The organism is Cytobacillus mangrovibacter, assembly GCF_042865275.1.
Classification (GTDB): Bacteria; Bacillota; Bacilli; order Bacillales; family Cytobacillaceae; genus Cytobacillus; species Cytobacillus mangrovibacter.
Genome location: NZ_JBIACJ010000019.1, coordinates 36,232 through 50,254 on the forward strand (window position 1 = coordinate 36,232; position 14,023 = coordinate 50,254).

Below are 14,023 nucleotides of genomic sequence, written 5' to 3' on the forward strand. Positions count from 1 at the left end.
CTCAATTATGTGTAGGACAAGTCATATCCTATTTTTCTATGTTACCTTTTTTTATCGCGTTACTCAATAAAAGAAATTCGAAATTCTCTGCTAAATAGAATTCTACTTTCTATAATAATCGTTTTTTTATAAATAGGATGTTTCGCAAATTATGTTGCTTAATAATATGTAGTTGGTAGAGGTTGATTTGCGCTCCAGGCGACTCGCTTTCCGCGGGGTGGGCGCTGAGCCTCCTCGGCGCAAGCACCTGTGGGGTCTCAGCTGTCCCACACTTCCCGCAGGACATTGAATAGGCTTCTTGAATTGACACCGCACGAGGAAATGCGGATGCATTTTCGAGGAGTCTCGCCACCTTCCGCTCCAATCAACCAATTTAGTTAGGCAATTTATTCATTGAGAAAACTTATTCAAAACAACAATTTGTTAGAGAAACAGTTGAAGGAATTTTTAATTTTTGGAACTAATAAGGAAAAAGATTGATTATAATTAGATATGTAAATATTAACCTATTATTTTCGGGAAAGGATTTCGCGATGAAATTAAGAAATTACGTACTTTATGTAGGTATGGCTATTGTATTGATTAGCCTCATTGGCAATTATTTGTTTTTTTCTGTAAAGCAACTGAAGCAGCCGATTATGCTTAAGCATTATTATGACATTCCCTTTCAAAATGGATTCATGCTGGAGCTTCATTATCTTGTTAACCGCAATGAAGATGTTGATATTCAAATGGCCACAGTACCGGGAACAGAAATCATTTTATCCCCCACATTCGAGTCACATGCGGAGACATACCGACACTATAAAATAAAAACAATGTATGTCCGACTAGAAGACTATATGCTTGGCAATATACCGGCAGAAAGTTTGCGTTTTAACGAAATTACTGCCCATCTTTCAAACGGGGAATCTGTTGCCATGGATATTGGAGAAATATCATTTTTCAAACCTACCGAAGCGGCCTTACAATTTAAAGCTTCAGGAGGATCCAGTGATAATAGCGGTTTTTATATAGTAGAAGCGGAAAAAAACATTGAACTATCAGGAATCAATATTCCCTATTTTGAAGATTTAAAGTCTGCACTTTCCTTACGGCTTAACCAGGACCAAGTGGAGCTCAAAAAATCACCTCATAGGCCTGGGAATAGTCTTTTTTCTGGCGGACAACCGCTGCGTCCGGATCTTTTTCCAATTACTCTTCAAAAAGGGGAAAGCCTCTCTATTAACTACCAGTTCTCCTTTGAGAAAGATAATTCGATTCAGCGAAACTTCTATCAAATAAATGGCAGACTAGAGGGCAAAAAACAAAATGGGCTCGCGTACACTACTCCTTTCGATCTTACCTATCGCCCATATTTAAATGAAAAAGATATTCAAGCCATCGTCAAGGAGGCAAATAATGATTGAGATTCCTTATGCTATTAACAAAATCTTTTGGGGATTACTGCTCGTCCTACTAGACATCAATATCATCTATTTTGATATCTTGCCTGATGTTATCGGCTATATTATGATCGTTTCTGGTATAAGTGGGCTAAAGCCTTACTCATTGTTTTTTCGAAAAGCAAAAATAGCTGCTGTTTTCTTAGTTATTTTGTCCGTCCCAGCCTTTTTTCTAATCCCTGCGATTCCGTTAGACGAATTTCAGCCATCTAGCTCATCACTTATCACCATGGCGTCTTCAACCATCTTCGGGCTTCTCCACTTGGTTGTTATTTATTACAGTATTTATGGATTAATAGAAATGGCTAAGAAACTGAACATATATGAGCTTCCTGAACGATCACAAGATCGATTAAATGTCTATCTCATTGGATCACTTGGGACCATGACAGTATTTCCATTTATATTAAATGTTTCAGATCAAGCCGCCTTTTATATTATTATCATCAGCTTCATTATTTCCATTACCTTGGAAATTACCATCCTTACTTTAATTCGAAAATATCGAAAGCATTTTTTATATTTAGAAGAACAAGATAAAGAGTTATTGTCAGTAAATAAGTTGTATAAATGAGAACTTTCTACAAAAAAAGTCGGTTGATTGGAGTGGAAGGTGCGAGACTCCTGCGGGAGGAGTGGGACAGCTGAGACCCCACAGGAGCCTTGTGCTCCGAGGAGGCTCAGCGCCCACCCCGCGGAAAGCGAGCAGCCTGGAACGGAAATCAACCTCTACTCACTACTTTTCCATTAGCAACAATATTTGCAACAACAACCTTAAATAAAAAATATACCTCCTTCACCTATTTCTGTCATAAACATACGACCATTGTTGTGTTTTCTATTATTCAATCGAATTCTGGGGAGAAACCATGTATAATAGGAAACTGCAAGAGAATAGATTCATGTGAGGAAGTGTCATAGGTTAATGGGATGGATGTTAGGTATATTATTTGGTGCAGCATTGATTCTTCTCATTTTGTCATTTATTAAAGAGAAGCAATCCACATCAAATTTAGAGCAACAAATAGATCAAGTTTCTTTTTCTTTAATGAATGAAGTAGATCAACTACAGCAGCAAGTTCGAAAGATTGAATTTGATACGGAAATTATTGCACAAGAAGCGGGGATATTAGCAGATTCTCCTATGCAGCGAATTTTGCTTAGAGAAATGCTTGATCTACATAAGCGTGGATATTCATTTGAAAGCATTGCAACGGAAAAGCAGCTGACTAAAGATGAAGTGGAACATTTCCTTTCTCCTTATATAAAAGTGAAGGATGAAGGAGGTACTAGTGCAAATGACCTCTAAATCAATGCGGAGCTTTGCCGCAGGACTAATGGTCGCAGCCAGTCTATGTGGTACAGTGTACTACTTGACTTCTGATGAAACGCCAGAAACACAGCATATTGAAAAACCATCTGATGATGAGATGAAAAGTCTATTAACCTCAAAGGGTTATGTCATTCATACAAAAGAAGAGTGGAATGAACAAACTGCTGCTGCAAAACCGAGTGAACCAAAGACAGAAGATAAGTCAAAAGAAACCGTCATCTATCGAACAATGCTAACCGTATCCATGGGTATGACAAGCATTGATGTGGGAAAAGCACTTGAGAATGCAAATATTATTAAAAGCTCTAAGGAATTTTTTAATGAAGTTGAAAAACGTGGTGTATCCACCAAGCTACGTCCTGGTACGTATGAAGTAGAAAGTGGAATGACGACTGCTGAGATTATATCTACTATTTTTAAGCAATGAGTTAGTTTTTTCCAATAAAGGCCATACCCTCTATTGCTATGCTGAGGGTATGGCCTTTTCTGTGTAAAAAATAAATGGCCGGTCTGCTTAATTTAAGTGCGTAAGAATAACCAGCGCATGGAAATGAGACGAACGACCTTTACATTTTTAATTGTTGATGCTCATAAATTTATTATTATATTTCATTCAATTTAACAGTCATTAACCGGAAATGGTCTGGTGCCAGTTCAGTGATAGTCACATTCAGCCCAAATGATGAGAGGGCACCAATTAACGGTTCTGCTCGAAAAGGCACATGAATTTCTATGATTGTTCCTACCGGAGCTTCTTTCACATACTTGAAGATCTCATTTTTTGGGTGTTCACCTCTTGCAATATTTCCACGAACATCTATAATTGCACGCTCACCATCAAGTTGTACATCAATCATTATTTCTTCCTCCATTTCTTACCTATCTAAAGTCTAGTTTATACATAAGCTCGGAGTTATATTGTGCGATTCATCACATTTTACTTTTCTGTGCAACAATAAATGGTCGGTCTGCTTAATTGAACAAGCATTTATGTACGAAGTAATAACCAGCGCAGTGAAATTAGGCAGACCGACATTTGCATAAATAGTTGTAAGTAGATGCTCATGAATTATTTTTTCATTAAAGGAACCCTATAATCTAAACCTTTTCCGGTGATAATTAAATTAGGCGGTAAGGAGGAGTTATTTTATGGAGATATCATCCATGGGTTTCATCATGATCATATTAGCAAGTTATCGTTTAACACATTTAATTGTTTTTGATAAAATAGCAGAGCCATTAAGGGATCTTTTTTTAAAGAAAAAAGAGTCTGCCTCTCATGAAATCAAGAAAGTGCCAAAGTCTATGATTGGTTACCTATTGACTTGCTACTGGTGTACAGGGGTTTGGTCTGCCATCCTTCTAGGCTTGATGTACATATTTGTTCCCTCTTTTGCCAGATACATTATTTTCATTCTTGCCATTGCGGGTGGACAAGCAATATTGGAGACATTTGTAGGGGTTAATATTAAAAAGACAGAAATGTATAATGAACAAATTAAGCAAAACAAGAAATAGCGGTTCTTTCATTATGTCAGGCTAAGGAAACATGATGGAGCGCCTAATAAAAATCGAAGTGCCTAAATAGATTAAAGAGGCTTCCCTTTTGGGACAGCCTCTTCTTTTAATCATCAATTATAGTGATTGAATAATTCTCTTCGCCGTTTTTTCTCCATTTTCAATACAGTCGGGAATACCTACTCCGTAATATGAACAGCCTGCTATTTCAATCCCAGGATATAAAGCTGCGAGTTTGCTTTCAAGTGCTTCTACGCTTTGACGATGGGTAATCAAATAGTTAGGCATTTGACCAGACCAATTCGTTACTTCACTTGAAATGGGTTCAGCCGTGATTTGAAGGCTCTTCCGAATATCCTCAAGTGCTACTTGGAGCAGTTCATCTTCGTTCATGTCTTTTATAGAATCGAAGGCTGGGTGAATACTTTTATAAAATAGTCTTACAAGCAAGTTGCCGCTTTCTGAAGTATGCCCCCATTTCCTGCTTGTCCATGTGCAGGCATTGCATTTGAGTTCATTATTTTCTGCTGCAATAAATCCTGTTCCATCCTTTGGCAGTACACTATCTGGTACATCAAAGCCAACATACACACTAATAAGTGAACTATTTTCCAATTTGGCGTATTCATTTTTTATTATCGGATCATCAAGTAAGTTTTCTGCAGCTGTATGAGGAATTCCGAGCACCACATGATCTGCTTCAATGACATCTTGATTTTCCAAAGTCACATGATATCTTTCGTTAACTTTATTTATTTTGCTTACTTTCGTATTCTTTAAAATTTCAGCTTCTTCAAGCTTTGCTTCAAAAGTATCAATTAAGGCGCTTAACCCATTCTTAAATGAAATAAACTTTTGTCCACCGCCACTTTGGAATTTCTTTTTATTTGCCTCAAAGCCTTTTATAATGCTTCCGTATTCTTCTTTATAATCGAATACAAAGGGGAGTGTTGTTGCAATTGTTAAATCACTAAGTTTCCCAGAGTAGACACCGGAAAGTACTGGAGCAATTTGTTTTGCAACTAATTCTTTGCCTAGAAAATGCTCAAGAAATTCTCCTATGGAGTCATTTTTTGTAAAGGTTTCATTTTTTGTATAAAAATCCTTTAAGGCTTCTACCTTTCCTTCTGCTGATACGAGGGTGCTTTTCGCTAATGATTCAATACTTGTAGGAATCCCAAATACAGCATCTGCAGGGATTGGCTTAATTTCACCATCTGTATAAATAAACGATCGCCCTGAGGCGTTATAAACAATTTCACTTTCTAATCCAAGTTCTTCAATAAATGACATCATATTCGCTTTTCTAGTTACGATTGAGTCTGCACCAGCTTCCATTAGAAAGCCATTTTCTTTCACCGTTCGAATCTTTCCGCCAAGTTCACTAGCAGCCTCAGCTAGAACCAATCTTACATCTGACTGATTCGCTATCTTCCATTTATGTAATTCATACATGACGGATAAGCCCGTCACACCGCCGCCAATGACTAGAACTGTTTTCATTTATGTACACCTCTATTTACATTCTGTTTACCATACGCCTCATTATATCATACGATATCTGGCAAAATCCTTAGACATTTTATGTCGATTTGTCTGTTTTGAGCATTTAAAGGGGCTTGAACTTTTCTGTATTGTTTGTCCCATTCTGTGCATACATTTTTACAAAGGGGGGAATGAACATTCATACGTCTTTATCCGCAATCCATCTCATTCGATATATAGTCGCTTATGTTTTTATTACTTCTGGCTTGATGAAATTAATTAGTGAAGATTTAAGCCAATCTTTTGTCAATCTCGGCCTGCCTTATCCTCTCTATTTGATGTATATTGTCGCACTGCTTGAAATCGTTTGTGGGATTTCTATATTGGCTAATAAAAGTGTTAAGAAAGCAACCATTCCTTTACTAACCATTATGATTGCAGCTTTGCTGTTAACAAAGGTGCCCATTTTGCATACAGGATTTATGGCCTTTGCTTTTCAGGCACGATTAGACATTATTATGTTGGTATTATTATTTATTCTCTATACTCATTCTCAAAGAAGATAGGCTTTTAACAGTCATTCCACTTCTTACCTGATAAAAAAACATCCACAAGGACACTTGAGGATGTTTTTTGCTTATCGTTTTAATTTGCTGTTTTTGCAATCATTGTTGCTAATTAAAATATAGTTGGTAGAGGTTGATTTGCGCTACAGGTGCTCGCTTTCCGCGGGGTGGGCGGTGAGCCTCCTCGGCGCTAGAGCGCCTGCGGGATCTCACCTGTCCCACTCGTCCCGCAGGAGTCTCGCACCTTCCGCTCCAATCAACTAAATTTTTTGTGAAATTTTCGTTCATATAACTTGTTCAAAATAACAATCTTTTAAAAAAGTGCCTTACATTCAATGAAATACCGGCAGTGTTACAATAACCATCATGAGAAATAAAATGGTTACATAGTTGACTGAATAAAGAAAGTTTACATGAGCCCATTTGAGATCATTCTTCGTGAAGAATCCGCTTATGCCTACAGCCAGCCAACCAATATTAAGCAAAGTTGCAATGATCATAAATGCGGTACCAAGAGATGATAGGAAGAAAGGCAATGGCAGCAGGCAGGCAATGTAGATAACCATTTGCCGCTTGGTCATTTCAAATCCATATACAACTGGCAACATTGCAACCTCAGCCGCTTTATATTCATTATACTTTTTCATAGCGATGGCAAAAGTATGAGGCATTTGGAAAATAAATAAAATAAGGAATAATACAATTGGCACTAAATGAAAGCCAGATTCGATTGCCGTCCATCCGATAAGAGGCGTTACAGCACCAGAAACACTTCCGATAACGGTATTAAGTGTATATTTCCGCTTGGACCACATGGTGTATAGCACAACATAGACAAACCATCCGATAAAAGCGTAGATCGTAGCTTCAATTGTTGTAAAAAGTAAAAGGATAAATCCCAGTATTGTAAAAGTAATTCCCATTGTTAGAACTACTTTAAGAGAAATATTTCCTGTAACGGTTGGACGATTTTTCGTTCGATCCATCACCGTATCAATATCAACATCGTACCAATTGTTAATAATGAGCGCTCCAGCCATAACAAATGTACTTCCAATCATTAATAGTAGAAATAATCTCCAATGATCAGAGAAAGAAGCATTAGTAAAGTAGAGAGCTAGCCAAAACCCTGAAAAAACAGGTAAAACATTTGCGATCAATACTGCTGCTTTAAAAAGTGCTCGTAAATCAGCAAGTAGGGAATTTGTATTTTGTTTATTCGATGTAGCAGTCTTTCCAGCCTTCTGTGGAGAAGGTTTCACATCTTTACTCATTTTTATCCTCCCCAAAGAATGTTGTACGAAATTCATATACAATAATACTGTATTTTCGACAATCTGTCATTTCCTCTGATTAGCTATATTCACTTTTAATAACTTGCCCTTTACTGTTGTTTTTTTCATTGCTTGTAAGACTATCGGGCCTTTGCCATTCAATATTTCAACAAACGATACTTGATCCTGTATTGTGATAATCCCAATATCTTCTGATGTTACACCTTTTATTTTTGCAATCGTACCTACAAAATCAACCGCTCGAATCTTCTTTTTCTTGCCGCCATTGAAATATAGCTTCATGATATCTTTATTTAATCGCGCACTTTTATCTTCTTTAAGAGTAGGCTTCATATTTATCTTTTCCTCAAAAGCCGCTTTTCCTCTTTCCACTTCTTCTTTTAATGGTGCATCAGCCTTTGGGATTTCAAAACCAACATATTCTTCTATTTCTCCCAGAAACTTTTCTTCATAGGGTGTCATCAATGTGATTGCTTTTCCGGCTTTACCAGCACGACCTGTTCTTCCAGTTCGATGCACATAGCTCTCTTTTTCTAATGGAATGTCATAATTAATAACAAGGCTGATATTCTCAATATCAATTCCTCTTGCTGCAACGTCTGTAGCAACTAAGTAGCGGAACTCGCCACGTTTAAAATCGTTCATGACAGCAAATCGATCCTCCTGATACATGCCACCATGAATTTTATCACAAGGGTAGTTTAAATCGTTCAGTTGCTCCAATAGATCATTTACTCGCTCTTGTGTTCGACAGAAAATGATACAGCTATCTGCATTCTCCACAATCGTAATATCTTTAAGGAGAGAAAATTTATTTTCTTCCCTTACTTCTAAAAGGGAATGTTCGATTTTGGCTGTCGTTATCCCTGTCGCTTTCATTTCTATTTCAATCGGATGATTCATGTATTTATGGCAGAGCTGATCAATGTCTTTTGGCAATGTTGCTGAGAAAACACTGGTGACTCGGTTTACTGGCAGCTTATTTATAATCGCTTCCACTTGATCAATAAAGCCCATATTAAGCATTTCATCTGCTTCATCGATAATCAGATATTTCAGGCGTTCTACCACAAATGTTCCTTTTTCAATATGGTCTAACACTCTTCCTGGCGTACCCACAACAATATGTGTTTTTTGTTTTAATTCTAATTTTTGCTTAGCAAAAGGTTGTTTTCCATATACAGCGGTCGCTTTTATTCGTTTAAATCGTCCAATATTCGTTAGATCCTCTTTTACTTGAGCAGCAAGCTCACGCGTTGGAGTAAGAATTAATGCTTGTGGCTTGTTTTCTTCCCACTCAACCATTTCACAAATAGGAATCCCAAAAGAGGCAGTTTTTCCACTTCCTGTTTGTGATTTGACAATGAGGTCCTTGTTCTCTAATGCGATAGGTATTACCTTTCTTTGGACTTCTGTTGGATTTTTATAGTTTAAACTAGTCAATGCTTTTTTGATTTCTTCACTTAATTGATAATCACTAAAGTTGTCTGTACCCATTTCATTCCCTCTTCTTATTAAGTTATTTATTCACTTCACTGAGGCTTCCTCCTAAGGGAAGTCTTTTTTGTTTGCTGTTTTCGCAAATATTATTGCTTAAAAAATAGTTTGTAGAGGTTGATTTCCGCTCCAGGATGCTCGCTTTCCGCGGGGTGGGCGGTGAGCCTCCTCGGCGCTAGAGCGCCTGTGGGGTCTCACCTGTCCCACTCAGCCCGCAGGAGTCTCGCACCTTCCGCTACAATCAACCAAGCTTTTTTGTAAAAATGACCTTTTCTTATTCACAAATAAGAATGACCCAAAAAGTCGTTATTCACCGACCTTTTGGGTCATTCTCGATTCTATATATTATTAATGCCCTAAAAAAGATAGCGATTTTATTTTCCTAAATTTAATCGACAATCTCTATAATATCACAAATTTAGACATTCGTTTGATTTCTATATTTTTTTGTATTGGTAATTTCAACAATAATTAGAAATGAAACCTGTAAGTCTAAACAACTAAGTTCCTTCTTCTTCTATACTTAAATCTGTCAGCAATATTACATTGCTGTGCTGCAAAATACTTGTTACTGGGATATCTTCAGTTATTTTTCCTTTTAATAACGCTTCAATTGCGGGTCTTTTTTTCTCACCAATTGCTAGCAGCAGGATGCACTCTGCACGTAAGATTGAAGAAATCCCCATTGTTATGGCCAGTTTTGGTACTTCTTCAATTGACTGGAAAAATCGTGCATTGGCCTCCCTTGTTGATGTTGTCAGCTCAACCACATGTGTTTCACTAGTAAATGCTGTTCCTGGTTCATTAAAGCCAATATGGCCGTTTTCCCCAACACCTAATATTTGCAGGTCTACTGTTAATGATTTTAATAAATTTTCATAAGCCTTCGATTCCTTTTGAATATCTTCCGCCACACCATCCGGAATATTTGTTACTTTGAATGGCTTAGCATCAAAAAGATGACTTCTCATAAATGTATAATAGCTTTCCGGATGATCTTTTGATACGCCGACATATTCATCCAAATTGACACTTTGGCAATGAGAGAAGTCTAATTTGCTGTTTCTTAAATTTTTATAAAGCGGGATCATCGTCCCACCCGTTGCTAGTCCAAATGTTTTAGCACCACTCATTAATTGTTCGGAAATAATTTCAACCGCACGATTGTATAATTCATTTTGATTCTTCCATATTTCTAATTTCAAAGTCATTCTATACCTCCATTATCATAATAAGTTTTCCATACCGCATTTTCATACAATAAAAAGGATTGAGCGATTACTACTTGCTCAATCCTACTCTATTATTAATCAGTTATCTCACAAAGACAAATGATTCCCATGGTTCGATTTTGTCAAGTAGAAAACATTCCTCGTCAACTACTTTCGCTACTATATTCGTGGAGCCAGCGTTCGGCATTGCCTTTAAAGCAACCTGCAGCTCTCCTTTGTAACGAATATCCAAATCGTTATCAATCGTCACATCACCTCGTTTGATGTCTTCACTATCATGAGGAGGAAAAGATTCATTTTTATATTTCACGCGAGATTGTGTACTTCGAATGACATATTCAGATACATCACCTCGATTAAAATGTGGCTCATCGAAAATGACTCTTTCTTCCAAAGCATTGGTTTGTGACAATAATTCAACTCTTAACTCTAATTTATTTCGATTTAAACGACCTAAGGCTTCTATTTCTTCCTTAGAGGCAAACATATTCCCAATAATCAAATCATCAATCAAACATGTATGCCATAAATCTTTTGCTTGAACTTTAATCGGCAGGTGACGATGCTCCTCTAATGTCGGTAAACCGTGAGGCGTCTCTTCCCATGGCCCAAACTTCGCGTGCTGTGAAGAAATCATCGCAGCAGTGCGAAGATGATGATCTTTAAAAAGCTTGGAAGCCTTTAGAAAATGTTTGCGAGAAAGTCCTGTATACTTTCTTGGATAAAAGTTGTGACAGCCTACAATATTCGTTATATCAGGCTTATACGATAGGATATTTTCAACATACTTTGTCCCATTACTTATATTCAATTCTATTTTTATATTAGAAGCATCCAATGACATGAATGCCTCTTCTTGACCTGTAAATCCCATATCTAATCGCAATCCATCCAAATGGTAATGTTCCTTTAAATAGGAGATTTCTCGAAAATTTATCCCTAATTCCTCCAATACACGAGGAGCAATGTCTGCAAACACTTCAAACCCATGCTGTTGTGCAAATTGATTAATTTGCTGCAGCTTCAATCTCTCTTCATCATTTCCAATAGACATTAGGCAGGTAAACATACGATCAAAGCCATTAGTATGTGCCAGTTGAATATAATCTTTCATTTCTTTTAACGTGCTATGTTGAGGATAAATAGATATTCCCAGTCTTCTCATTCTAAACCCTCAAGCTTTCCGATGATTCGGCCTCTCCTGATTGGAGTTTTCCTACTTTTGTAGCTTTGTTTGCCATTGCAACAAATGGCAAGTAGATACAAACAGATATAGCAATTAGTACAAAGCTCAATGCTGCTCCTTGCCAAGACTGAGTTACTAAGAACCCATTAATAATAGGCGGTGTTGTCCAAGGAGCTGCAATTGTTGCGGCAGGAACCATTCCTAATTTTGTCGCAAAATAGGCAATAGATACGTTTACCATCGGTGTCAGGATAAATGGGATAAATAAAACTGGATTTAATACGATTGGCAAACCAAAAAGCAAAGGTTCGTTAATATTAAATAGACCTGGTGCGGCTGATAGATTTCCTACCGTTCGGTACTGCTTATTTTTTCTAGCTATTAGGAATATTGCGATAATTAAAGCGATAGTTGTACCTGATCCACCCATATTAACAAAGGCATCAAAGAAAGGCTTATTAATGATATATGGAGCTGCCTCTCCAGCTGTTAGTGCTGCAACATTGGCATCAATGGCTGGCAAGTTAATTGTTTGCATAAATGGATCAATAATATTAGCACCATGAATACCAAATGTCCATAAGAATGCAGGAATGAAAGCAAGGATTAATGCGGCAATCCATGTATTTGTTAGACCCATAAATGGTTCTTGAATGAAGGTATAGAATGAACCAATAATATCTGGAATATTGAAACCTGCTGAAATAATTGTGCGAATTAATGCAAATGTGGCAATCGTAATCATGGCCGGAAGCAAGGCAGCGAATGATTTTGAAACAGCTGGAGGTACGCTTTCAGGCATTCTTATCAATAGGCGGCGATTCCCTGATAATCGGGAGAATATCTCTGAAGATAGTAAAGCGATAATAATAGCAACAAATATACCGCCGGTTCCAGTTGTTAACCCTGTTAGACCGCCTTCACCAAAAGTACCGAATGTCATATAACTTGATAATCCAATAACACCTGCCGATAGAGCATCCTTATCATAGCTTTTGGCTAAGTGATAGGCAATGGAGAAGGCTAGCAATAGAGAGATAACTCCAAAGGTTGCCCCCCACATATTTCCTCCCCATTGTGTCCATGTTCCATGGTCCCAAATCGAATCAAGAAGATTCTGGTAACCTTTAATAGGCAGATTGTTAATTAATACGGCAAAGGACCCAACAATCGTAAGTGGCATAATTGTAATAAATCCATCACGAATAGCTACTAAATGGCGCTGATTCCCTATTCGTGCTGCAACTGGTACAAAACTTCTTTCTAAAAAACTGAACATTTCCGACACTCCCCTTTATTAAATTTTATATGGCTAACATCATTAATCGATGTTACTCCTTTGTCAATCTTTCGTATAATTCAATTATTTCCTTTGCCATGTCACGGAAAGTAATTGAATTCATCAAGTGATCCTGTGCATGAATGAGCATCAGTGATACTTCTACTTTTTCACCTCTAGCTTCATGTGTCAGCAACTCTGTTTGGGAACGATGGGCTTCTACAAGTGATTGATTAGCCAAATCAATCTTTTCCCTAGCAGCTTTGATATCTCCTTTTTTTGCAAGCTGGATGGCTTCCATACATTCACTTTTTGTATTGCCGCTATGCAATATCAGTCCCATGATTGTTTGCATTAAGACTGGCTCTTCTAGTTCCATTTTTTCATCCCCCTCACCCAATTAATGTGATCGCTTGCTTCAGGACATTCGCCCCATTCATCATTCCATAATCTGCCATGTTGATGACCTCAATAGGAATTTTCTTATCCTTATACTTCACATCGTAAGCTCCCTTTAAATAACGCACCTGTGGACCAAGTAACAGCACATCAACATTTTTACTCCTTAAAATTTGATCAACTTCACTTTCGGAGATAGCAAAAATGTCTGCTTCTATCTTTTGTTCCTTTGCTGCCTTTTGCATTTTCGATACTAGTAAACTAGTGCTCATTCCAGCTGCACACACTAACATAATTTGTTTCATATATAGTAGTCCCCCGTTCTTATTATCGTCTTCCTAAATTGAGAATATCATCAATTGGTATATACCACAACTAAATTTTCAGTATATTCTTACTACATGTTCACTAGAAAAAAACTGGACTAGTTTAAAAATCCACAAAGACCCAAGCTTCTCCTGAACTGGTATAGTCCACAAAAAAACGAAAAATTTTTTTTACAATTTCTTATCCAGTTGACTCTTTTTTTTAAAGATTGTTGTTTTTGAATAAATTGTTTAAATGAAAACGGTTGATAAAAAAGGTTGTTGATTGGAGCGGAAGGTTGCGAGACTCCTGCGGGAGGAGTGGGACAGGTGAGACCCCACAGGCGCTTTAGCGCCGAGTTATCATGAACGAAACTAGCTCCTTACTCGTAAAATCGTAGGTTAATTTGGTTAGAATGTTTACTGGAAAAAACAAACCAAATCAGAGCTACATTACGGAAGGAGCTAGTTATTATGAAGGAT

At 37.3% G+C, this 14,023-nt stretch carries 15 protein-coding genes; 6 read left to right on the forward strand and 9 right to left on the reverse strand.

What is annotated here, in order from left to right:
• Nucleotides 1-533: 533 nt before the first annotated feature.
• The 4 genes from ACFYKT_RS20790 (at nucleotide 534) to ACFYKT_RS20805 (ending at nucleotide 3,205) form a co-directional block, all read left to right on the forward strand.
• Nucleotides 534-1,409 carry a hypothetical protein gene (locus ACFYKT_RS20790; protein ID WP_389223608.1) on the forward strand — a complete coding sequence of 292 codons (876 nt, stop codon included), beginning with the start codon at nucleotides 534-536 and terminating at the stop codon, nucleotides 1,407-1,409.
• Entirely contained in the window at nucleotides 1,402-2,019 is a 618-nt protein-coding gene (locus ACFYKT_RS20795) for a hypothetical protein (protein WP_389223611.1), read from the forward strand. Before ACFYKT_RS20790 ends, ACFYKT_RS20795 begins: the two co-directional genes overlap by 8 nt.
• Nucleotides 2,020-2,370: 351 nt before the next feature.
• A complete protein-coding gene (locus ACFYKT_RS20800; protein WP_389223613.1) occupies nucleotides 2,371-2,754 on the forward strand; it encodes a hypothetical protein in 384 nt (127 codons plus the stop codon).
• Entirely contained in the window at nucleotides 2,744-3,205 is a 462-nt protein-coding gene (locus ACFYKT_RS20805) for a hypothetical protein (protein ID WP_389223616.1), read from the forward strand. The genes ACFYKT_RS20800 and ACFYKT_RS20805 overlap by 11 nt, the downstream gene beginning before the upstream one ends.
• Before the next feature lie 175 nt (nucleotides 3,206-3,380).
• On the opposite strand, the gene ACFYKT_RS20810 is transcribed toward ACFYKT_RS20805, so the two are convergent.
• Nucleotides 3,381-3,635, reverse strand: coding sequence for an amino acid decarboxylase (locus tag ACFYKT_RS20810; RefSeq protein ID WP_389223619.1), 255 nt, complete (start codon nucleotides 3,633-3,635; stop codon nucleotides 3,381-3,383).
• A gap of 292 nt (nucleotides 3,636-3,927) precedes the next feature.
• Here ACFYKT_RS20810 and ACFYKT_RS20815 point away from each other — a divergent pair, with 292 nt between their 5' ends.
• Complete coding sequence (locus ACFYKT_RS20815; RefSeq protein ID WP_389223622.1) at nucleotides 3,928-4,296, forward strand: DUF1360 domain-containing protein; 369 nt, start codon at nucleotides 3,928-3,930, stop codon at nucleotides 4,294-4,296.
• A gap of 117 nt (nucleotides 4,297-4,413) precedes the next feature.
• Here ACFYKT_RS20815 and hemG read toward each other — a convergent pair whose 3' ends face one another.
• Entirely contained in the window at nucleotides 4,414-5,799 is a 1,386-nt protein-coding gene (gene hemG, locus ACFYKT_RS20820) for a protoporphyrinogen oxidase (RefSeq protein WP_389223625.1), read from the reverse strand.
• Between the two features lie 173 nt (nucleotides 5,800-5,972).
• On the opposite strand from hemG, the gene ACFYKT_RS20825 reads away from it, so the two are divergent.
• Complete coding sequence (locus ACFYKT_RS20825) at nucleotides 5,973-6,347, forward strand: DoxX family protein (protein WP_389223628.1); 375 nt, start codon at nucleotides 5,973-5,975, stop codon at nucleotides 6,345-6,347.
• A gap of 332 nt (nucleotides 6,348-6,679) precedes the next feature.
• Here ACFYKT_RS20825 and cyoE read toward each other — a convergent pair whose 3' ends face one another.
• The 7 genes from cyoE to ACFYKT_RS20860 form a co-directional block, all read right to left on the reverse strand.
• Nucleotides 6,680-7,621 (reverse strand): heme o synthase, encoded by a 942-nt coding sequence (cyoE, locus tag ACFYKT_RS20830; RefSeq protein ID WP_389223631.1) that lies wholly within the window; start codon nucleotides 7,619-7,621, stop codon nucleotides 6,680-6,682.
• A gap of 66 nt (nucleotides 7,622-7,687) precedes the next feature.
• Complete coding sequence (locus ACFYKT_RS20835; protein ID WP_389223634.1) at nucleotides 7,688-9,139, reverse strand: DEAD/DEAH box helicase; 1,452 nt, start codon at nucleotides 9,137-9,139, stop codon at nucleotides 7,688-7,690.
• Nucleotides 9,140-9,639: 500 nt separating this feature from the next.
• On the reverse strand, nucleotides 9,640-10,350 hold the full coding sequence (locus ACFYKT_RS20840) for a glucosamine-6-phosphate deaminase (protein ID WP_389223637.1): 711 nt from the start codon (nucleotides 10,348-10,350) through the stop codon (nucleotides 9,640-9,642).
• A gap of 103 nt (nucleotides 10,351-10,453) precedes the next feature.
• Nucleotides 10,454-11,536 (reverse strand): DUF871 domain-containing protein, encoded by a 1,083-nt coding sequence (locus ACFYKT_RS20845; RefSeq protein WP_389223640.1) that lies wholly within the window; start codon nucleotides 11,534-11,536, stop codon nucleotides 10,454-10,456.
• A 1-nt stretch (nucleotide 11,537) separates the two neighbouring features.
• Nucleotides 11,538-12,845, reverse strand: a complete 1,308-nt coding sequence (locus tag ACFYKT_RS20850; protein ID WP_389223643.1) for a PTS sugar transporter subunit IIC — start codon at nucleotides 12,843-12,845, stop codon at nucleotides 11,538-11,540.
• A 43-nt stretch (nucleotides 12,846-12,888) separates the two neighbouring features.
• Nucleotides 12,889-13,215, reverse strand: coding sequence for a PTS lactose/cellobiose transporter subunit IIA (locus ACFYKT_RS20855; RefSeq protein ID WP_389223646.1), 327 nt, complete (start codon nucleotides 13,213-13,215; stop codon nucleotides 12,889-12,891).
• A 13-nt stretch (nucleotides 13,216-13,228) separates the two neighbouring features.
• Nucleotides 13,229-13,540, reverse strand: a complete 312-nt coding sequence (locus tag ACFYKT_RS20860) for a PTS sugar transporter subunit IIB (RefSeq protein ID WP_389223649.1) — start codon at nucleotides 13,538-13,540, stop codon at nucleotides 13,229-13,231.
• Nucleotides 13,541-14,023 lie beyond the last annotated feature (483 nt).

Bases quoted from the DNA above. Each gene is read 5' to 3' on its own strand.
- ACFYKT_RS20790 (WP_389223608.1), top strand. From the start codon at position 534: ATGAAATTAAGAAATTACGTACTTTATGTAGGTATGGCTATTGTATTG.
- ACFYKT_RS20795 (WP_389223611.1), top strand. From the start codon at position 1,402: ATGATTGAGATTCCTTATGCTATTAACAAAATCTTTTGGGGATTACTG.
- ACFYKT_RS20800 (WP_389223613.1), top strand. From the start codon at position 2,371: ATGGGATGGATGTTAGGTATATTATTTGGTGCAGCATTGATTCTTCTC.
- ACFYKT_RS20805 (WP_389223616.1), top strand. From the start codon at position 2,744: ATGACCTCTAAATCAATGCGGAGCTTTGCCGCAGGACTAATGGTCGCA.
- ACFYKT_RS20810 (WP_389223619.1), bottom strand. From the start codon at position 3,635: ATGATTGATGTACAACTTGATGGTGAGCGTGCAATTATAGATGTTCGT.
- ACFYKT_RS20815 (WP_389223622.1), top strand. From the start codon at position 3,928: ATGGAGATATCATCCATGGGTTTCATCATGATCATATTAGCAAGTTAT.
- hemG (WP_389223625.1), bottom strand. From the start codon at position 5,799: ATGAAAACAGTTCTAGTCATTGGCGGCGGTGTGACGGGCTTATCCGTC.
- ACFYKT_RS20825 (WP_389223628.1), top strand. From the start codon at position 5,973: ATGAACATTCATACGTCTTTATCCGCAATCCATCTCATTCGATATATA.
- cyoE (WP_389223631.1), bottom strand. From the start codon at position 7,621: ATGAGTAAAGATGTGAAACCTTCTCCACAGAAGGCTGGAAAGACTGCT.
- ACFYKT_RS20835 (WP_389223634.1), bottom strand. From the start codon at position 9,139: ATGGGTACAGACAACTTTAGTGATTATCAATTAAGTGAAGAAATCAAA.
- ACFYKT_RS20840 (WP_389223637.1), bottom strand. From the start codon at position 10,350: ATGACTTTGAAATTAGAAATATGGAAGAATCAAAATGAATTATACAAT.
- ACFYKT_RS20845 (WP_389223640.1), bottom strand. From the start codon at position 11,536: ATGAGAAGACTGGGAATATCTATTTATCCTCAACATAGCACGTTAAAA.
- ACFYKT_RS20855 (WP_389223646.1), bottom strand. From the start codon at position 13,215: ATGGAACTAGAAGAGCCAGTCTTAATGCAAACAATCATGGGACTGATA.
- ACFYKT_RS20860 (WP_389223649.1), bottom strand. From the start codon at position 13,540: ATGAAACAAATTATGTTAGTGTGTGCAGCTGGAATGAGCACTAGTTTA.